Source organism: Longimicrobium sp., assembly GCA_036389795.1.
In the GTDB taxonomy this organism is placed as follows: Bacteria; Gemmatimonadota; Gemmatimonadetes; order Longimicrobiales; family Longimicrobiaceae; genus Longimicrobium.
In genome coordinates this window covers 23,551-43,145 of sequence record DASVWD010000074.1, presented here as the reverse complement: position 1 = coordinate 43,145, position 19,595 = coordinate 23,551, and the positions used below count along the sequence as shown (strand labels likewise).

Annotated in this window: 16 protein-coding genes; 12 read left to right on the top strand and 4 right to left on the bottom strand. The window is 72.4% G+C overall.

The features are described from left to right. Positions 1-182 precede the first annotated feature (182 nt). The 6 genes from VF746_09700 to VF746_09675 all read left to right on the top strand — a co-directional run bounded on the left by VF746_09700 (position 183) and on the right by VF746_09675 (position 8,446). Positions 183-1,676 (top strand): MATE family efflux transporter, encoded by a 1,494-nt coding sequence (locus VF746_09700; GenBank protein ID HEX8692682.1) that lies wholly within the window; start codon positions 183-185, stop codon positions 1,674-1,676. A gap of 342 nt (positions 1,677-2,018) precedes the next feature. Next, positions 2,019-2,573 (top strand): RNA polymerase sigma factor, encoded by a 555-nt coding sequence (locus VF746_09695; GenBank protein HEX8692681.1) that lies wholly within the window; start codon positions 2,019-2,021, stop codon positions 2,571-2,573. After that, positions 2,570-3,253: a zf-HC2 domain-containing protein gene (locus VF746_09690; GenBank protein HEX8692680.1), complete on the top strand. Its 684-nt coding sequence runs from the start codon at positions 2,570-2,572 to the stop codon at positions 3,251-3,253. Before VF746_09695 ends, VF746_09690 begins: the two co-directional genes overlap by 4 nt. 128 nt (positions 3,254-3,381) lie before the next feature. Beyond that, on the top strand, positions 3,382-4,365 hold the full coding sequence (locus tag VF746_09685) for a DUF4097 family beta strand repeat-containing protein (GenBank protein ID HEX8692679.1): 984 nt from the start codon (positions 3,382-3,384) through the stop codon (positions 4,363-4,365). A gap of 62 nt (positions 4,366-4,427) precedes the next feature. Further along, the gene (locus VF746_09680; protein ID HEX8692678.1) at positions 4,428-7,013 is read left to right on the top strand and encodes a DUF5916 domain-containing protein; all 2,586 of its coding nucleotides are present in this window, start codon (positions 4,428-4,430) and stop codon (positions 7,011-7,013) included. Between the two features lie 377 nt (positions 7,014-7,390). Next, positions 7,391-8,446, top strand: coding sequence for a DUF4097 family beta strand repeat-containing protein (locus VF746_09675; GenBank protein ID HEX8692677.1), 1,056 nt, complete (start codon positions 7,391-7,393; stop codon positions 8,444-8,446). 115 nt (positions 8,447-8,561) lie between these two features. On the opposite strand, the gene VF746_09670 is transcribed toward VF746_09675, so the two are convergent. Beyond that, positions 8,562-9,866 (bottom strand): hypothetical protein, encoded by a 1,305-nt coding sequence (locus VF746_09670; protein HEX8692676.1) that lies wholly within the window; start codon positions 9,864-9,866, stop codon positions 8,562-8,564. 114 nt (positions 9,867-9,980) lie between these two features. Further along, positions 9,981-10,358 carry a hypothetical protein gene (locus VF746_09665; GenBank protein ID HEX8692675.1) on the bottom strand — a complete coding sequence of 126 codons (378 nt, stop codon included), beginning with the start codon at positions 10,356-10,358 and terminating at the stop codon, positions 9,981-9,983. Between the two features lie 59 nt (positions 10,359-10,417). Here VF746_09665 and VF746_09660 point away from each other — a divergent pair, with 59 nt between their 5' ends. From VF746_09660 to VF746_09650, 3 genes are all read left to right on the top strand, one after another. Continuing rightward, positions 10,418-11,179, top strand: a complete 762-nt coding sequence (locus VF746_09660; GenBank protein ID HEX8692674.1) for a methyltransferase domain-containing protein — start codon at positions 10,418-10,420, stop codon at positions 11,177-11,179. A gap of 221 nt (positions 11,180-11,400) precedes the next feature. Continuing rightward, complete coding sequence (locus VF746_09655; GenBank protein HEX8692673.1) at positions 11,401-14,076, top strand: zinc-dependent metalloprotease; 2,676 nt, start codon at positions 11,401-11,403, stop codon at positions 14,074-14,076. Between the two features lie 559 nt (positions 14,077-14,635). Continuing rightward, positions 14,636-15,652: an MBL fold metallo-hydrolase gene (locus tag VF746_09650; protein ID HEX8692672.1), complete on the top strand. Its 1,017-nt coding sequence runs from the start codon at positions 14,636-14,638 to the stop codon at positions 15,650-15,652. A 121-nt stretch (positions 15,653-15,773) separates the two neighbouring features. Here the strand turns inward: VF746_09650 and VF746_09645 are convergent, their stop codons facing one another. Then, positions 15,774-16,052 (bottom strand): hypothetical protein, encoded by a 279-nt coding sequence (locus VF746_09645; GenBank protein ID HEX8692671.1) that lies wholly within the window; start codon positions 16,050-16,052, stop codon positions 15,774-15,776. A 450-nt stretch (positions 16,053-16,502) separates the two neighbouring features. Between VF746_09645 and VF746_09640 the strand changes: the two genes are divergently transcribed. Beyond that, on the top strand, positions 16,503-16,985 hold the full coding sequence (locus VF746_09640; protein ID HEX8692670.1) for a hypothetical protein: 483 nt from the start codon (positions 16,503-16,505) through the stop codon (positions 16,983-16,985). Between the two features lie 63 nt (positions 16,986-17,048). Continuing rightward, a complete protein-coding gene (locus tag VF746_09635; GenBank protein ID HEX8692669.1) occupies positions 17,049-17,474 on the top strand; it encodes a hypothetical protein in 426 nt (141 codons plus the stop codon). A 78-nt stretch (positions 17,475-17,552) separates the two neighbouring features. Here VF746_09635 and VF746_09630 read toward each other — a convergent pair whose 3' ends face one another. Continuing rightward, on the bottom strand, positions 17,553-18,062 hold the full coding sequence (locus tag VF746_09630) for a ferritin-like domain-containing protein (GenBank protein HEX8692668.1): 510 nt from the start codon (positions 18,060-18,062) through the stop codon (positions 17,553-17,555). Positions 18,063-18,985: 923 nt separating this feature from the next. On the opposite strand from VF746_09630, the gene VF746_09625 reads away from it, so the two are divergent. After that, positions 18,986-19,543 (top strand): hypothetical protein, encoded by a 558-nt coding sequence (locus VF746_09625; GenBank protein HEX8692667.1) that lies wholly within the window; start codon positions 18,986-18,988, stop codon positions 19,541-19,543. Positions 19,544-19,595 lie beyond the last annotated feature (52 nt).

Sequence of the window (19,595 nt, the reverse complement as noted above, 5' to 3'; positions counted from 1 at the left end):
GTGGCGATGAGAGCGACTTCCGGCGGTGCGAAGCCCTGATCCGCGATCCCGCGGGTCCGGGGGAGTTCGATGCAGGACGATTGAGCGCGCACCCGCGAGAGCGGGAGGCCGGGTGCGCATCCACCACAATGACCGAGGAGGACCGGGCGGGGTGCCGCTCCGGTCCGGAGGATGGTATCTTCATGTCGCGCATGGCTTTCCTGAACGCGAGGCTCCGGGCCTCGCCCGGCGCCCTTCCCTGGCGCCCCCGCGCCGCGGCCGCCCCGGGCCGGCGGCGGCGCGGGATCCTCTTCGCGCACGAGGCCGGGCGGCTCCTGCGCCTGGCCGGCCCGATCGTCGTGAGCCAGCTCGCGGCGATCGGGATGACCCTCACCGACACGCTGATGGTGGCCCCGCTGGGGCCCGAGGCGCTGGCGGGCGTGGCGGTGGCCGCCTCGTTCCACATCGTCACCATCGTGCTGTGCACCGGCACGGTGCTGGGGATGGGGCCGCTGGTGAGCCAGGCGTTCGGCGCCGGCGACCGCGCCGAGTGCCGCCGCGTGCTGGTGCAGGGACTCTGGGTGGCCGCGCTCCTGGCGCTGCCGATCACGGCGGTGACGGCCGCGGGCCGGCCGCTGGCGCACCTGCTCGGGCAGGCGCCCGCGGTGGCCGACGGCGCGGGCGACTTCCTGCTGGCCCTGTCGGGCGGCGTGGCGCCCACGCTGTTCTTCGTGGCCTTCCGGCAGTACCTGGAGGGGATGGGGATCACGCGCGTGGCCATGGTCCTCTCCTTCCTGGGGCTCGTCGTCAACGCGCTGGGCGACTGGGCGCTGATCTACGGCGTCCCCGGCGTGGTCGCGCCGCTGGGGGTGATGGGGTCGGGGCTCGCCACCACGCTGGTGCGCTGGTGCATGCTGGCCGCGCTGGTCGTCTACATGGCCCGGCGGGCGGACCTCACCCCCTTCGGGCGCGAGAGCCTCAGGCCGGTGTGGGCGCGCATCCGCCGCATCGTCTCGATCGGCGTGCCGGTGGGGGCCACCATGGCGGCCGAGGTGGGGATCTTCGCGCTCGCCGCCGTGATGATGGGGTGGCTGGGCGCGGTGCAGCTCGCCGCGCACCAGGTGACCATGAACCTGGCCTCGGGCACCTTCATGGTGGGCGCGGGGGTCAGCCTGGGCGGGTCGATCCGGGTGGGGCACCACATCGGCGCCCGGAACCCGCGGGCGGTCCGGCGGGCGGTGCTGGTCACCTACGGGCTCAGCCTGGGCTTCATGGGCCTGTGCGCCGTGCTGTTCCTGGCCGTTCCCGAGGCGCTGATCGGCCTCTTCACGAAGGACCCGGGGGTGGTGGCCTACGGCGCGCAGCTGCTCTTCATGGCCGCGCTCTTCCAGGTGTTCGACGGGGCGCAGGTCACCGGGCTGATGGTGCTGCGCGCCGCCGCCGACACCCGCGCGCCGATGCTGCTCACCGTGGTCGGCTACTGGGCGGTGGGGCTGCCGGTGGCGTACCTGCTCGGCTTCCACACCCCGCTGCGGCACGTGGGGATCTGGACCGGGCTGGTGGCGTCGCTGATGGTGGTGAGCGTGCTGCTCGCCTGGCGCGTGCGCCGGGTGATCTGGCGGCGCCCCCTGGCGTACTCCATCGCCCCTGCGCCTCGCGCCGAAGCGCCGGAGGCCGCGCTGGCGATGGGCGACTAAAGAGAAAAGCATCACACGGAGTCAACGGAGTCAACGGAGAACAGAAGGGGTTCTCTGTTGACTCCGTTGACTCCGTGTGAGACATGCAGTTCGGATGGGCCGCCGGGCGAAACCCGAAGCCGCCCGATCCCGTTCTCCCCATTCGACATCCATCACCTCTACCTCGGGTCCGACCTCCCATCGTGATCTCTCCGCAGTCCCCTGCCGCGCATGCGAGCGCCGGCCGCACGACCGGGCGGCCCGCCGAAGACGCGCGGCAGACTCCGTTTAAACCCTCCAGAGCCGGGGCGCATCAGAGTGCTCGCGGGTCGGACGGACGACACCCTCACCCGGTCGGAATCGATGGCGACGATGCTGGTTGAGCAGGGCAGTCCGACCGCGAACGCCGACGTGGTGCGGCGGGCGCAGGAGGGCGACGTCGCCGCCTTCGAGCAGCTCTACCGCGAGAACCTGAACCGGGTGTACGCGATCTGCCTGCGCATCTCCGGAGACGGGATGCGGGCCGAGGAGCTCACGCAGGACGTGTTCGTCCGCGCCTGGGAGAAGCTCGCCCAGTTCGAGGGGAAGAGCGCCTTCTCCACCTGGCTGCACCGCCTGGCGGTGAACGTCTGCCTGGGCGAGCGGCGCTCCGAGGGGATCCGGGCGGGGAAGGTGTTCGCCACCGACGAGCTGGAGGCGTTCGAGACGCCCACCCGGCCGCCGGATCCCGGCGAGGCGCTCGACCTGGAGCGGGCCATCGCCACGCTCCCGCCGGGGGCGCGCGCGGTGTTCGTCCTCCACGACGTGGAAGGCTACAAGCACGAAGAGATCGCCCGGATGCAGGGGTCCGCGGTGGGCACCTGCAAGGCGCAACTCCACCGGGCGCGCAGGCTCTTGAGGGAGGCACTGGGACGATGATCACGCACGAACAGGCCCTGGAGCGGCTGGACGACTTCGCCGGCGGCGAGCTGCCGGACCGGGAGCGCCGCGCCGTGCAGCTCCACCTGCAGACCTGCGCCGAGTGCCGCGCCGAGGTCGACGCGCTCCGCTCGCTGCTGGACGAGGCGCGCTTCCTCCCCCGCGAGATCGCTCCCGGCCGCGACCTCTGGGCGGGGATCGAGTCACGGCTGGAGCCGCGCGGGGGCGCGAAGGTGATCCCGCTGCGCCCCCGCTCCGCCTGGGCGCCGCCGCGCTGGATGACGCTGGCCGCCGCCGCCGTGGTGCTCATGATCGGCACCTCGGTGACGACCATGTTCTTCATGCAGCGCGGCGGCGACCCGGCCCCGGACAGGCTGCCCGGGATCGTGGCCGACCAGCCCGCCGCGCCGACGACCACCGCGCTGGTGGCGCTGCAGCCGGCCGAGGCCGAGTACCAGAAGGCCATCGACGACCTGGCCGCCGTGCTGGAGACGCGGCGGAGCCGGCTCGCCCCCGAGACGGTCGCCACGCTGGAGCGGAACCTCCGCATCATCGACCAGGCGATCGCCGAGAGCCGGGCGGCGCTCGAGCGCGACCCGTCGAGCCGCGAGCTGGCGCAGATGCTCTCCGCCGTCTACGACACCAAGGTGCGGATGCTCCAGCAGGCGGTGGAGCTCTGAGGGCGAAGTGCGAAGTGTGTTAGTCCTTAGTGCTTAGTCCTTAGTAGACACCACTGGGCACTGGGCACTAAGACACTAAGGACTAAGGACTGTTGTTATCCCGATCCGAACGAGGGAGAGAACCCCCGATGAAGGCTAAGATCATGGTCCCGGCCGTCCTCGCCGCCACGCTGGCGGCGGCGGGGAGCGCGGGAGCACAGGAGCGGGTGGACCAGCGCCGGAGCACCGGCCCCACCGGGGTGGTGGAGATCCACAACGTCGCCGGCTCGGTGCGCGTGGTGGGCTGGAGCCGCAACGAGGTGCACGTCACCGGCGAGCTGGGGCGCGGCACCGAGCGGCTGGACCTGGTCCCCGAGGGCGACCGGCTGGTGGTGCGGGTGGTGCTCCCCCGCCGCGGCAGCTCGCGCGGCTCCGACATCGAGGTGCGCGTCCCCGCCCGCAAGACGGTGCGCATCCACACGGTGAGCGCCGACGTCGAGGCGCGCGACCTGGCCGGCGACGTGGAGGCCCGCGCCGTGAGCGGCGACGTGGTCGCCCGGGGCCGCCTGCGCGAGGTGTTCGTGCAGTCGCGCAGCGGCGACGCCACCTTCGACGGGCAGGCCGAGCGCGTGCACGCCGAGTCGGTGAGCGGCGACGTGAGCGTGGCCGGCACCGTGCGCGACCAGGTGGAGGCCACCAGCGTGAGCGGCAACGTGGGCGTCACCGCATCCACCGGCGAGGTGCGGGTGAACTCGGTGAGCGGGGGGGTGGAGGTGGGCTCCATGCGCGGCCGCGCCGAGGTCTCCACCGTGAGCGGCGACCTGCGCCTCTCCGGGCGGCAGATCGAGGGCTCGTTCCAGACCGTCTCGGGCAACGTCTTCGTCTCGGGCGACCTGGCCCGCGACGGCACCACCACCATCGAGAGCCACAGCGGCACCGTGGACGTGCGCCTGGCCCCGCCGCTCAGCGTCACGGGCGACGTCACCACCTTCAGCGGCACCATCACCAACGACCTCCCCGGCGCGCGGATCACCCGCCAGTCGCGCCGCGAGCAGCGCTTCACGGTGGGGCGCGGCGAGGCGAGGCTCAGCATCCGCACCTTCAGCGGCGACGTGAAACTCGGCTCGCGGTGACCCCGTAGGAGGCGGCTGAATCCGGTTCAGCCGCCTCTTTTTCTTTCCCGGAGCACCGTCCGATGCTGGGCATCCTCCTCCTTTCCGCCGCCGTGTCCCTCCCTCAGAACGGCGGCGGCGACGACCCCTCCCCGAAGCTCGACGCCTACCGGCTCACCCCCACGGTGGGGGCCCCCACCCTCGACGGAAAGCTGGACGACCCGGTCTGGGCCGCGGCCGACTCGATCGGCGGCTTCATCCAGCGCGACCCCGACGAGGGGCAGCCGGCGAAGTTCCCCACCGTGACCCGGGTCGCCTTCGACCACTCCGCCGTCTACGTGGGCGTCCGCGCCTTCGACCCCGAGCCGCGGAAGATCGTGGCCCAGCTCACCCGGCGCGACGAGGACTCGTCGTCGGACTGGCTGCTGGTGGCCTTCGACTCGCGCCACGACCTGCGCACGGCCTACGTCTTCACGGTGAACCCGGCGGGGGTCAAGCGCGACTTCACCATCGTCGACGGGCAGAACGACGACGTGGGGTGGGACGCGGTGTGGGACGTGGCGGTGGAGCGCGACGAGCACGGCTGGACGGCCGAGTTCCGCATCCCGCTCTCGGCGCTGCGCTTCTCGCCGGGCGGCGACGGGGTGTGGGGGTTCGAGGTCGCGCGGGTGGTGCAGCGCGCCAACGAGCAGAGCTTCTGGGCCCCCCTGCGCCGCGACGACTCGCGCGTGGTGGCCCGCTTCGGCGAGCTGCACGGGATGACGGGGCTCCCCTCGCCGCGCCGCCTGGAGCTGCTCCCCTACATGCTCTCGGGCGTCACCCGCGCGCCGGGTGACGGGGCGGACCCGTTCTACTCGGCGAGCGACTGGCGGGGCTCGGCGGGGATGGACGTCAAGTACGGGGTGACCTCGGACCTGACGCTGGACGCCACGGTGAACCCCGACTTCGGGCAGGTGGAGGCCGACCCCAGCCAGGTGAACCTCACCCAGTACGAGACCTTCTTCCCCGAGAAGCGCCCCTTCTTCACCGAGGGCGCCGACATCTTCCGCTTCGGCATCGGCCTGGGCGACGGCGACGGCGGGAACGAGTCGCTCTTCTACTCGCGCCGCATCGGCCGGGCGCCGCACTACGGGGTCGACGCCGAGTTCGCCGACGTGCCGGGAGAGACCAACATCCTGAGCGCGGCCAAGCTCTCGGGGCGCGTGGGCCGCGGCTGGTCGGTCGGCGCGCTGGGGGCGCTCACGGCGCAGGAGCGGGCCCGGGGGATCGACGACGCGGGCGGGCGCTTCTCGCAGGTGGTGGAGCCGCTCACGGGGTTCGGGATGCTGCGCGGCCGGCGCGACGCCAACGGCGGGCGCACGCAGTACGGCTTCGTGGGCACCGGCGTCTTCCGCCGGCTGGACGGCACCGGGATCGAGGACCTGCCGGGGACCGCGCTGGCGGGCGGGGTGGACGCCTCGCACCGCTGGGGGAACGACGCCTGGATCGCCTCGGGGTACCTGCTGGGCTCCACGGTGCGCGGGAGCGAGGCGGCGATCGTCGGGCTGCAGCAGTCGCCCGCGCGCTACTTCCAGCGCCCCGACGCGGGCCACGTGCGGCTCGACTCGGCGGCCACCTCGCTCTCGGGGTTCGCGGCGAGCTGGCAGCTGGCCAGGGTGAAGGGGAGCGTGCAGGGCGGCCTGCTGGGGATGGTGCGCTCGCCGGGGTTCGAGACCAACGACCTGGGCTTCATGCGCGAGGCCGACCAGGTCACCAACGTCGCTTATCTCGGCTACCGCAGCTTCAAGCCGGGGAAGGTCTTCCGCGGCTTTGGGGTGAACACCAACCTCTGGAACACGCAGACCTTCGGGTGGGAGAACACCTCCACGGGCGGCAACGTGAACGGGTGGGGGGACTTCCTGAACTACTGGGGGATGTACTGGGGCGTCGAGCGCGGGGTGGCGGCGTGGAGCAACGGCTCGCTGCGCGGCGGACCGCTCATCCGGCGGCCGGGCTCGACCAGCGGGTGGGCCGGCTTCTATTCCGACGGGCGCAAGCGGGTGAACGGCGGGGCCGACTTCAACTGGTGGACCGAGGACGACACCGACGGCTGGCGCTACAACGTGTCCTTCAACCTGGGGGTGCGCCCGACGGCGGCCACGCGGATCTCGCTGTCGCCCTTCTACTCGCGCAACCGGAGCGCCTGGCAGTTCGTGGACGCGCCCGGCGACGCGGCCGGGGCGACGCACTACGTGTTCGGCGGGCTGGACCAGCGCACGCTGGGGGTGTCGGCGCGCTTCAACCAGACCTTCTCGCCCACGCTGTCGCTGCAGGTGTACGCGCAGCCCTTCATCAGCGACGGCTCGTTCGCCGACTTCCGCGAGGTGGCGGACCCGCGGGCGAAGGACTTCGCGGAGCGCTTCGCGCCGCTCGGCGAGGCGGGGACGCGCCCGGAGGGGTGGAGCTTCGACGACCCGGACTTCAACTACCGGGCGCTCAACCTGAACGCGGTGCTGCGCTGGGAGTACCGGCTGGGCTCCACGCTCTTCGTGGCCTGGTCGCACTCGCGCGACGGCGCGGCGGACGGCGGCACCGGCCGCTTCCGCCCCGGGGAGGACTTCGACGAGCTGTGGCGCTACCCGGCAACGAACGTGCTGCTGGTGAAGGTGAACTGGTGGATGAGCCTGTGAGTGCGAAGTGCGAGGTGCGAAGTGCGAAGTGCGCGCGCCTCGGCGGGCGTTTGCGCGGCGGCGGGGGCCCTCTCCCGCCGCCTTGGAGCGGCAACCCTCTCCCAAGTCCGGGAGAGGGTGGACTCGATGGGGCTCGGTGCGTGGGCCGGCTGTTCCCTATCCCCTGCGGTTGCGTGAGGGATGCGCGCCCGACAGGGCCGGGACGCCGCCGCCACAGGGGGTATCGTGGCGGCGGTGGCCCGGCGCCGTTGGGCACAGTGGTATCGTGCCCTACGGCGCGCGCAGCCCGGCCCCCTCCAGGGGGACACGCCCAAATCCGTAGTTCGCAGTTCTTTGATCGTAGTCGAATCCCGATGAATCCAACCCGGAGGACGTCGATGCGACACCACGTGATCCTCCCGCTGGCGCTGGCGGCGGCTTCGCTGGTCGCCACGCGGGGCGAGGCGCAGCGGACGGAACGGTTCACCCTGGACGGCTCGCGCGTGGCGGTCTACAACCTGGCCGGCGAGGTGCGGGTGGAGCCCGGCTCGGGGTCGGAGGTGGTGGTGGAGGTCACGCGCGGCGGGAGCGACGCGGGGGAGCTGCGCGTGCGCGAGGGCGAGACCGACGGCGCCGCTTCGCTGGTGGTGCTCTACCCCGACGACCGCGTCGTCTACCCGCGGATGGGGCGCGGCTCCAACACGGAGATGTCCGTGGAGCGCGACGGGACGTTCGGGCGGTCGGGCCGCGTCCTGGGCGGGCGGCGGGTGCGCATCCACGGCTCGGGGTCGGGGACGGAGGCCTGGGCGGACCTGCGGGTGCTGGTGCCCGCCGGGCGCACGGTGTCGGTCAACCAGGCCGTGGGGCGGGTGGAGGTGTCGAACGTGCACGGCGACCTGCGCGTCAGGGGCGCCGCGGCGTCGATCCACGCGCTCGGGACGCGCGGGAGCCTGAACCTGGACACCGGCTCGGGCGGGATCGAGGTGCGCGACGCGCAGGGCGAGATCGTGCTCGACACCGGCTCGGGCGGGGTGCGCGTGAGCGGCGTGAGCGGGCCCCGGCTGAGCGTGGACACGGGGAGCGGCGGGGTGGTGGGCTCGGGGCTCGACGTCGAGAACCTCCACGTGGACGTGGGCTCGGGCGGGGTGCGCCTGGACGCGGTGGACGCGCGGGACATCCTGATCGACACCGGGAGCGGCTCGGTGGAGCTGTCGCTGCGCGGCGACGTGAACCGGGCGCGGATCGACACGGGCTCGGGCGGGGTGACGCTGGGGGTGCCGGCGGGCTTCGGGGCGGAGCTGGACATCGACACCGGCTCGGGCGGGATCGACGTGGACGTGCCGGCCACCGTGCGCCGCGCCGGGCGCTCGCACTTCACCGGCACCATCGGCGACGGCAACGGCCGCGTGGAGATCGACACCGGCTCCGGCGGCGTTCGCGTCCGCCGCAGCTGAGCGAGCCGGCTTCGAACAGAAAACGACAAGCCTCACGCAGAGACGCAGAGACACAGAGGGGTTCTCTCTGCGCCTCTGCGTCTCTGCGTGAGACAAGTCTTTTCCAATCTGGTGATCACCGGCAGCCGGGGCCGATCGGGAGGCGCAGGACGACGGTGCCGTGGGGGCGCTCGGCGGGGCGGAGGGTGAGGTCGTCCTGCAGGCGGCGGAACTGGGCGTTGGCGATGTAGAAGAGCGAGTCGCCCACCACCACGCCGGTCGTGGGGTCCACGTAGGCGGGGTGGCTGCGCTCCAGCACCTCGGCGGCGACGATGGAGTCGCCCGCGGGCGAGAGGACGAAGCGGGTGACCTGCTGGAAGTGCGCCATCCGCTGCACGGCGACCAGCGAGCCGGGGCAGGCGTACAGCCCGTCGACGTCCGCCATGGCGACGGCGGGCGGGTGGCGCAGCGGCTCCATGCGCCCGGTGCGCGGGTCGACGACGCTGATCCCCTCCAGGTGGGCCGCGTAGAGCCGCGACTCGTCGGGCGAGAGGGCGATGCCGTTGCCCCAGTGGAAGCGCGGGCCGCGGGCCAGCGGCTCCAGCGCGTCCGCCCCCGCGCGCAGGCGCCAGACGGCGTTGCCGTGCACGTCGGTGACGTAGAGGTCGCCGCGGGAGGAGACCGCCAGGTCGTTGAAGAGGTGCGCCCCGCGGTCCGGCGGCGCGTGGCGGGCGACTTCGCGGCCGGTGCGCAGGTCGTAGCCGCGGAGCGAGGTCCACCCCCCGGTGCCGCCGTAGGTGCGCGGCGCGGCGGTGTCCCATGTGGTCTCCAGCACCCACAGCCGGCGGCGCGGCGCATCCACTTTGATCCCGATCACCCTCCCCTTCTCTTCCATCGCCGCGAAGTCGCGCACCGAGCCGTCCGGGGCCACGCGGACCACCTCGTGGTGCGCGAGCGAGCCCAGGTACCACGCGCGCTCCACCGGGTCGTAGGCGATGCTCTCGGGGAGCAGGTCGGGATCGCCCAGCGCCAGGGCGGTGTCGCTGCGCACCAGCGGGGCGGCGTTCGCCGCGAGGCGGTCGGCGAGGCCGCGGAAGGCGGCGGAGCCGCGCAGCGCGGTGAAGGCGGTGTCGCGCATCACCGGCACGCCCAGCCCCATCGGCGCCAGGCGCTCCAGCGTGGCCAGCGCGCGGACGGTGTCGCCGGTCAGCGCGTAGGCGCGCGCGAGCTCGTAGATGAGCAGCGGATGGTTGGACGTGAGCCGGTCGAGCGTCTGCAGGTGGCGCAGCAGCTCCGGGTGCGCGCCCGCGCCGTACGCCTCGCGCATGCGCCCGAGCACCTCGATCGCGTCCTCCTGCGCCACGGGCGTCTGCGCGCGTGCGGATGGCGGTCGGCAGGCGGACACCGCGACGAGGGCGAGGATCGGGAGGATGCGGCGCACGGGGACGCTCCGGCAGGGGAGAGGCTCGATGAAACGAGCGAATCCTAACTGCCCTCACGCACATTGAGGAACAGGCGTTCTGTTAGGCGTGGATGAAGGCGGATTCGAAGTGGATCAAGCCGGCGGATTCACTTCCTGCCGCTGCACCAGACCCCGCACACGACCCCACTCCAGCCAGTGCGCGATCATGCGCGATAGCTCACCGCGTTCTTCGGACGGAACGGGGTTCTCTCCGGTGATGGCGCGCAGGGCCCAGAACCAGTTCCGCCCGGTTCGTTCCAGATCGTTCAAGAGGACCGGCAGGACATCCGGACCGAGACCAATGATCTGCTGATAGGCGGAATGCATGAACAGTGTAGTCGGCGATGATTCGTGCTCCGTCTCTCGCTGCCACACTTCCACCAGTTCGCGGAAGCGTCGCGCGACGGCATCTCTCGCCGGCGGATCGATCGCCTCGACGGCCGGGTCGTCGGGTTCCGGAGAAGCAGCCATCTTTAGCCTGGACGTGCAGCGGCTTAGGTTGAAGCAGGTAACGAGCGCTTGGCAACGCTATGAGTCCGAATCGGCATACACAAGCTCGCACCCTCCCCGCCCTGATGCTCCTGCTCGCCGCCTGCGGGGCGCCGCAGGGGGCGACGCGGGCGCGGGACGAGATCCGGCCGCTGGGGCCGGCGGGGGCGCCGGCGAGCGCGTTCCCCGCGGCGGCGCGGCCGGTGGCGGAGATCGTCACCGACACCTGGAGCAGCGAGGAGGCCCGCGACCGCGCCGGCGAGGCCGACACGGTGATGCGGCTGCTGGGCGTGCGCCCCGGGATGCGCGTGGCCGACGTGGGCGCCGGGAGCGGCTACTACACGGTGCGCCTCTCGCCGCGCGTGGGGCGCTCCGGCCGCGTCGTCGCGCAGGACATCGTCCCCGCGTACCTGGAGCGGCTGCGCGAGCGCGTGCGGCAGGCGCGGCTGGAGAACGTCACCCTGGCCCTCGGCGAGCCGCACGACCCGCGGCTGCCCCCCGCCTCGGCCGACCTGGTGCTGCTGGTGCACATGTATCACGAGGTCGAGCAGCCGTACGCCTTCCTGTACAACCTGCGCCTGGCGCTCGCCCCGGGCGGCCGCGTGGCCGTGGTCGACCTGGACCGCCCCACGCAGCGCCACGGCACGCCCCCGGCGCTGCTGCGCTGCGAGATGGCCGCGGTGGGATACGAGCAGTCGGCCTTCCGCGCGCTCCCCGCCGGGAGCGGCTACCTGGCGGTGTTCACCGCGCGCCCCGGCCCGGCGCCGCGCCCGGCGGACATCCGCGCCTGCCCCGCGCCATAGGGGTCCGTCCGCACCGGGAGACGCCCGCTTCGCCCCGCGCAGAGCGCCGTTCGCACCGTGCGGGTTGACGCGGAGCGCACCTTCGTACATCGTTCACCTGCTAAGAAACTCGCACCCGGGTTCCGCGCAACGATTTCAGGCCGGGCGGCATCCAACGCATCGGCTTTCCTCTTTTCCTCCCGTTCGGCACTCACCCTCACCCTCTCCGCAGGAGCAGTTCCGTGAAACGATTCTTCACCTTCGCGCTGTGCGCGGGCGTGGCCGGCTGCGCGTCCGCGCAGGCGGCGCGGCCCGCCGCCGCGCCGCCGCAGCAGGCCGGCGCGCAGCGCACGGCCGCGGCGGCCCCGGGCGCGCGCCCGGCCGGCGCCCCCGCCCAGGAGGCGCGCCCCGCCAGCCCCTTCAAGCCGTGGGCCGAGGTCACCCGCGACGCCACCCGGCGCCAGGGGTGGTTCGACACCTACGAGAAGGGCGACGCGCTCTACCTGGCCATCCCCGCCGACCGGCTGGGGAAGGACTTCCTGATCAGCTACCAGATCGCGCAGGGGATCGGCGCCAACGGCCTCTTCGGCGGCACCATGCTCAACATCTTCGAGGGGAGCGTGGTGGCGCTGGAGCGGCACGGCGACCGGGTGTTCCTGGTGCGCAAGCCGGTGCGCTTCACGGGCCCGCAGGGCTCGCCCACCGAGCAGGCGGTGAACCTCACCTTCAGCCCCAGCGTGCTCGAGTCGGCCAAGATCGAGTCGATCGGCGAGGGCGGCATGCTCCTCGTCAACATCTACGACTGGGTGGTCTCGGACCTCTCGGGCGTGGGCGAGCGGGTGCGCTTCGCGGCGGCCCAGCCGCAGCAGCTGCAGAGCCCCGCGGGCCCGCCCCCGGTGCCGCTGGAGAAGGGGCGCAGCTACGTGGAGAGCGTGAAGGCGTTCCCCTCGAACGTGAACATCCGCGCCAAGCTCACCTTCCGCCCCTCGCAGGCGGCGGGGATCACCTCGGTGCCCGACGGGCGCTACATCCCCGTGACCGTGGCCTACACGCTGGCGCCGCTCCCCGAGCAGCCGATGACGCCGCGCGAGGCGGACGACCGCGTGGGCTACTTCCTGACCGCGCGCAAGGACTTCTCGACCTTCGAGGACAACTTCTTCCGCCGCTACGTCAACCGCTGGCGCCTGGAGCCGGGCCGCCAGGTGGAGGGCGGCCTGTGGGAGCCCAGGGAGCCGATCGTCTACTACCTGGATCCCAACATCCCGGTGGAGTACCGCCCCTACATCAAGGCGGCGGTCGAGGCGTGGAACGTGGCGTTCGAGGCGGCGGGGTGGAAGAACGCCATCCGCGCCGAGATGCTCCCCGAGGGCGCCGACGCCGAGGACCTGCGCTACGCCACCATCCGCTGGAACGTCTCCGACCAGCCGGGCTACGGCGCCATCGGGCCCTCGATCGTGGACCCGCGCACGGGTGAGATCCTGGACGCCGACATCCTGATGGAAGCCAACATGATCAACGGCTTCCGCCGCGACTGGCGCACCGTGGTGACCCCGTCGGCGGCGATCGAGGAGGTGCTGGGCGGCACCGACGGCGTGGGCGAGCGCGCCGCCCTGGCGGCCGAGATCGGCGCGCAGGGGACGCTGCTGCGCACCCTGCTGGTGGAGGCCGGCGTGATCGGGCCGCGCGACCCGGTGCCGATGGACTACGTGGGGCAGGCGATCAAGTGGGTGATGATGCACGAGGTGGGTCACACGCTGGGGCTGCGCCACAACTTCCGCTCCTCGTACGACACGCCGCTGGACCGGCTGAACGACCGCGGCTGGGCCGAGCAGAACGGGGTGTTCAGCTCGGTGATGGAGTACCCGGCGCTGAACCTGCCGGAGCGCGGCCGGGTGGGCTACGCCTACAACCCGGGCGTGGGCAGCTACGACCGCTGGGCGATCTCGTACGGCTACACGACCGACGAGGCGCGCGCGGCGCGGCTGGCGCGCGAGGCGGCGCTCCCCGGACACGCCTTCGGCACCGACGAGGACTCGGGCGGCCCCGGGGCGCTGGACCCCACGGTGAACATCTTCGACCTGGGGCAGGACCCGCTGGGCTGGGCCCGCGCCCGCGCCGACGTGATCCGGGGGATCTGGCCCAAGCTGCCGCAGTACGTGCTGGCCGACAACACCCGCTACGCCGAGCTGACCGACGCCTTCAACGGGCTGATGAACCAGTACGGCCGCACCCTGGCCGTGGGCGTGAAGTACATCGGCGGGCAGTACGTGAACCGCGACCGGGTGGGCGACCCGAGCGGCCGCGCGCCGTTCGTGGCGGTGCCCAAGGCCAAGCAGCGCGAGGCGCTCCAGTTCGTGACGCAGTACGGCTTCAGCGAGAGCTCGTTCGCGATCCCGCAGAGCCTGCTGGCGAGCTTCGGCGCCAACCGCTGGACCCACTGGGGGAACACCAACAACTACAACGGCCGCATCGACTACCCGCTCACCGAGCTGGTGCTGGGGGCGCAGCGCTCGCTGCTGAACCAGCTCACCTCGACGGCGACCTTCGCGAAGATGCGCGACGGGGAGCTGAAGTTCGGCAGCGCGGGCACGCTCACCACGGCCGAGCTGATGGGCGAGCTGACGCGGGCGGTGTGGAGCGAGGCGTACGCCGGTTCGCGCAACATCACCGTGATGCGGCGCGAGCTGCAGCGCGCCTACCTGGACCGCATGACGGAGATGGTGGCGCAGCGGCAGGCCGGCCTGCCGGGCGACGCGCGCGCCGTGGCCCGCGCCTCACTGGTGGACCTGCGCGGCCGCGTCTCGGGCGCGCTGGCGTCGGGCGGCATCGACGCCATGACCCGGGCGCACCTGACCGAGTCCCGCGCCCGCATCGACAAGGCGCTGGAGGCCGGGCTGGACGTGGAGCTGGGGCGGTAAGCGGCTTCGCGAGCACCTGGAGCCGGGCCGGGTCTTCGGACGGCCCGGCAGACGGTTGACGGAGGGCGGCATCCCGCGAGGGGTGCCGCCCTTCGCTCATGGGGTGGTCTGAAAAGTCTCATACCGGATTCCAGGAATCAGTGTGCAATCCGGTCCTTTCGCGAACCATGTCATTCCGAGCGGCGCCGCAGCACCGATCCGGATTCCACACCTCGGCTGGGCGGCGCCCGAGGAATCCACTCACCCCGCCCGGACGCTGGCTCCCTGCATCGGTCCGGCCTCCTGCCGGCCGCGAGTAGATTCCTCGGGAGCCCGGCCGACTTCGGTGGCGAACGCGAGATCGGCGCATCGGGCTCCACTCGGAATGACAGCTTCCCAATGCACAGCGAATCTCGAAAAACGGTATCACACGGAGAAACAGAGAAACAGAGGATCGGGTTCTCCGTTCCTCTGTTTCTCAGTGTGATTCCAATCTTTCGACTTTTCGAGCCAGAACGACGGGGTGTTGCGGCGTGGCGTATCTTCAGGGTCGGTGAGCACCCCGATTTCGATGGAGCAGATGAGCGAAGGCGAGCGGCGGCCGGCGCACCACGGGGCGGATGGGAAGTTCCGCATCCCCTGGCCGATGGAGGCGGGGGACGAGCGGCGCGGGGGCGGCAGCCTCCTGCGCTGGCAGTGGGAGCGGCTCACGCGCGGGGTGCCGCCGGACCCTCCGCGCGGCGCGCTCCCCGTCGTCCCGCACCGGGTGGCGCGGCCGCGCGCGCCGGCGGGTGAGGCCCGCATCACCTGGGTGGGGCATGCGACCTTTCTCGTCCAGGCCGGCGGGCTCAACCTCCTCACCGACCCGGTCTGGAGCAGGCGCGCCTCGCCGCTGCAGTGGCTGGGGCCGGCCCGCTTCGCGCCGCCGGGCGTTCCGTTCGACGAGCTCCCGCCGGTCGACGCGGTCCTCCTCTCGCACGACCACTACGACCACTTGGACGAGGGGACGGTCGAGCGGCTGCGCGAGCGCCCCGGCGGCGGGCCGCGCTGGATCGTGCCGCTGGGCTACCGCGACTGGTTCGCGGAGCGCGGCGTCGCCGGCGTCACCGAGCTGGACTGGTGGGACGAGGCGGAGGTCGCGGGGGAGGCGGGGACGGCGCGGGTGGTCTGCGCGCCCACGCAGCACTGGACGCGCCGCCGGCTGCGCGAGCTCAACGACCGGCTGTGGGCCTCGTACGCGGTGCTGCTGCCGGACGGGCGGCGGGTCTACTTCGGGGGCGACAGCGGCTACTTCGCCGGGTTCGCGGAGATCGGGCAGCGGCTGGGGCCGTTCGACGCGCTGCTGCTGCCGATCGGGGCGTACGAGCCGCGCTGGTTCATGCGGCCGGCGCACATGAACCCGGAGGAGGCGGTGCGCGCCTACGGCGACCTGGGCGGCCGGGGCGCCTTCGTGGCGATGCACTGGGGCACCTTCCGGCTCACCGACGAGGACCCGCTGGAGCCCCCCGGCCGCACCCGCGACGCCTGGCGCGCCGCGGGGCTGCCGCCGCAGGACCTGCACGTCCTCCGGCACGGCGAGACGCTCGTCCTGCGCTGAGCGGACCGGCGTCGTGACGGAGCCCGGCGAACGACTTTTTCTCACGCAGAGTCAGCGGAGGGGTTCTCGGCTACCTCTGCTGACTCTGCGTGAGGCCCGCTGTTCTTCCGAATCCGGGGAATCACGGCTGCTGCGCTCCGCCCGCGCTGTCGTTGCCCGTGGGCGACGGCGTGGTGGGCGACGGGTTGGAGTCCGGCGGCGTCGGGTTCACGGTGCCCGCGGGCGGCGGCGCGGCCTGGATCTGCGTCCCGCTGGCCGCCGCGCCCGGTCCGGTCGTCGCCGCCTGCCCGGTGTCCTGCTGCACCGTGTCGGGGTCGTTGTGCTCCCCCGCCCCCTCGCACGCGGCGAGCGCGAGCAGGGCGGACAGCGTGAAAGCGGCGGCGGCGCGCGTCTTCGACATGGCTCCTCGCTGAATGATCGTCGTTCCGGCCCGTGGTCGCCCGGGGATGGCATCCCGCGTACCACGAGTGCGTCAGCGCGGAAGGGCGTGAGTGCGGGAGTGGACCGGCACTGGGCACTGGGCACTGGGCACTGGGCACTGGGCACTGGGCACTGGGCACTGGGCACTGACTTTCGGCCGTGACCGAAACAGCGCCGAAAGGGTTGCGGGGAAATCGCTTGGGCGTCAATAATTGGGGCCGATCGAACCGGGGGCTCGAAAAGATTCGACCGCGCGGGCGCGAGGGAAACGGAGCGCCCGCCGCGGCCCTTCGTCGCCTCCGGCGGCGGGGATTCCCCGCCCGCGAGTCTTTCCGGCTCCGCGCCGGACCCGTACGATTCATCCTCCTCCACCGTCACCGCGGCGGCCCGCGCCACTCGGCGCCCGCCGCGGAAACCCGTCCGGACCACCATGGCGAAGCATCCTCCCCTGACCGACCAGGACCTGTTCGAGATCGAGGCGCTGGCCTGCGACGCCACCCCCGGCCCGTGGGAGGCCCAGACGGTCCTCGACTTCCAGACGGGGGAGAGCACGCGGGTGGTGGCCCACGCGCCGCCGGGCTCCGACGAGTACGTCTACGTGGTGGAGCGCGACGCCGAGCCCACGGAGGAGGACCAGCGCTACATCGCCGCCATGCACCCCGACGCGGCGCTGGGGCTGGTGCGCGAGATCCGGCGCCTGCGCCGGGTGGAGGAGCGCTACGACAACCTCTGCTCCATCCTGCAGCACCTGAACACCTTCCTGGAGCGGCGCGGGCTGGTGTCGCAGGCGCAGCGCTTCGTGGAGGTGCGCGCCCAGCTCGAGCGCCTGCACCCGGAGGGCCGCGAGCAGGACGCCGCCGGCGCGGCACCCGCCCCGGCGCGCAGCCGGGGGCGCTCCGTCTCGGTGGTCTGACGCGCGGGGCGCCTGGCGGCGCCCCGCTTTTCATCACCCGCTCTCCCTCTCCGGCAGGGCCGCATGAGGATCCGCGCGATCCGGCTCCCCGACCGCTTCTACCTCCCCCGCACCGACGCCGACGGGCGCGAGGTGCGCGACGTGATGCCCTGGGAGGGCGCGGTGAGCTACGCCACCGACGGGCAGCGCCTGGGGATCCAGTTCGAGGACGGGCGGGTGATGTGGCTGGGCCGGGCCGCCGCGGCCGAGGTGCAGCCCCCCTCCGCGGGATCCGCCGACGGGCCCGGAGCGCCGGCGCCGGTGCCGAGCCTGGACGCCTTCGCGGAGGACTTCGAGGGCGTGAACATGGACGCGCTGGTGGAGGGGCTCCGCAACTACATCGACCTGCACCCCGTGCTGAAGACGGTGTGGCGCGACGACCTCCAGGCGCTCGACGCGCTGCGCGGCCGCGCCCCCCATCACGGGGACGAGGACGCCGACGGCGCGTAGAAGGCCCATGGACGGACGAGGCGAGGGGCGGCTCCCGGCCGGGGAGCCGCCCCTCGCTCGTTTCCCTTCGGCCCAGGCTCAGCGGTAGCCGCCGTCGCCCTCCTGCGCCCGCGGGTTGATGATCTGCTCGGCCAGGGCGGTGAGCCGGTGGTCGGTCTCGCCCTCCTCGTCCAGCGTGGTCTGCAGCGTCCGGGCCTGGTCGCCCAGGCCCAGGCGGTCGGCGTAGGTGCGCACGCAGCCGTAGCCGGCGATCTCGTAGTGCTCCACGCGCTGCGCGGCGGCGATCAGGCCGGCGTCCAGCGTGTCGGGGTCGCCCTTCTCCTTGATCATCTCCTGGCCTTCCTTGAGGAGGCCCTCCATCCCCCTGCAGTGGTGGCCGCCCGGCTTCTCGCCCAGCCCGTCGAAGATGGTCTCCAGGCGCTTGACCTGGTCGTGCGTGACGCGCTCGTGCTCTTGGAACGCGGCCTTCAGCTCGGGGTTGTGCGCCTTCTCGGCCATCATGGGCAGCGCCTTCAGGATCTGCGTCTCGGCGCTGTACAGGTCCTTGAGCTGCTCCACGTAGAGGTCGCGCAGGGAATCCATCGACATTCGTCCACCTCCTCCTCTAAAGATCCACCCGGTCCGCCGTCCATTCCGTTCACAGGCGGGGTGGAGGGACGATGCAGGGGGAGTGCCAGACGGCCGGTGCGAAGTGCGAAGTGCGAAGTGCGAGGTGCCCAGTGCCCAGTGCCCAGTGCCCAGTGCCCAGTGCCCAGGTGTCGAGTCTTGTGCGTTGTCATCCTGAGGCCCGGACACACGGAGCCGGCCCCCGCCTGGATGATCGCAGGGCCGAAGGATCTACTCGCCCTGGCACGTGGGCCGGGCGGCGCAGGGCCTGCCTGCGCCAGGCCTCTGATACCGGATTCCAGGAATCAGTGTGCAATCCGGTCCTTTCGCGAACCATGTCATTCCGAGCGGCGCCGCGGCACCGATCCGGATTTCACACCTCGGCTGGGCGGCGCCCGAGGAATCTACTCACCCCGCCCGGACGCTGGCTCCATGCATCGGTCCGGCCTCCTGCCGGCCGCGAGATTCCTCGGGAGCCCGGCCGACTTCGGTGGCGAACGCGAGATCAGCGCATCGGGCTCCACTCGGAATGACAGCTTCCCAATGCACGGCGAATCTCGAAAAACGGTACGATTCCTGGTTGCTCATCCGGAGTCGTATTCGCATGAGTGACCCGGATGAAGCAGACAGGATCCGTGACGCTACCGCGCCCCACCCACTTGGCGAGGTGAGAAGATTCTTCGGCCCTGCCGTCATTCGTGCGGATGCCGGTCCGGTGTGGCCGGGCCTCAGAATGACGGCATGGCCTGGTGATCATCTGGACCCGGCGGGTTCCGGTTCCAACGTCGTAAGTGGCGCGCGGGCTTCATTCTTCCGGCGCCGGGCGGTATCTTTCCTCTCCATCATCGTCCGCCCTCTCCCCTCACCGGTCCGTGCTTCGACTTTTCCGTCTTGCGACGTTCGTCTTGGCCGCCGTGCTCGCGGGGTGCGGCTTCAGCGTCGGGCCGGCGCCGCAGACCACCACGCGCTCGGTGGAGCAGGAGGCGTTCTGGAGGCGGCTGGCGCAGCTCTGCGGCCGGGCGTTCGAGGGGCGGATGACGGAGGGGACCAGCCCGGGCGACTCGGTGTTCCTGCAGAACCGGCTGGTGATGCACGTGCGCGACTGCGGCGCCGACGAGGTGCGCATCCCCTTCCAGATCGGGCCCGACGCCTCGCGCACCTGGATCGTGTCGAGGGTGCGCGGGGGGCTGCGCCTCAAGCACGACCACCGGCACGAGGACGGCACCGAGGACCCGGTCTCCAGCTACGGCGGCGACACGCGCACGGCGGGCACCGCGGCGCGGCAGGACTTCCCCGCCGACACCTTCACGGCGCGGCTCCTCCCCGTGGCGGCCACCAACGTGTGGACGCTGGAGGTGGAGCCCGGCCGCACCTTCGCCTACACGCTGCGCCGCGAGGGGACCGGCCGGCGCTTCCGGGTGGAGTTCGACCTGGCGCGGCCGGTGGCGCCGCCCGCGCCCTGAGGCGCGCTCCCGCACCCGAAACCGCACCGGACCGGGGCTCGTAGTCCAGCCC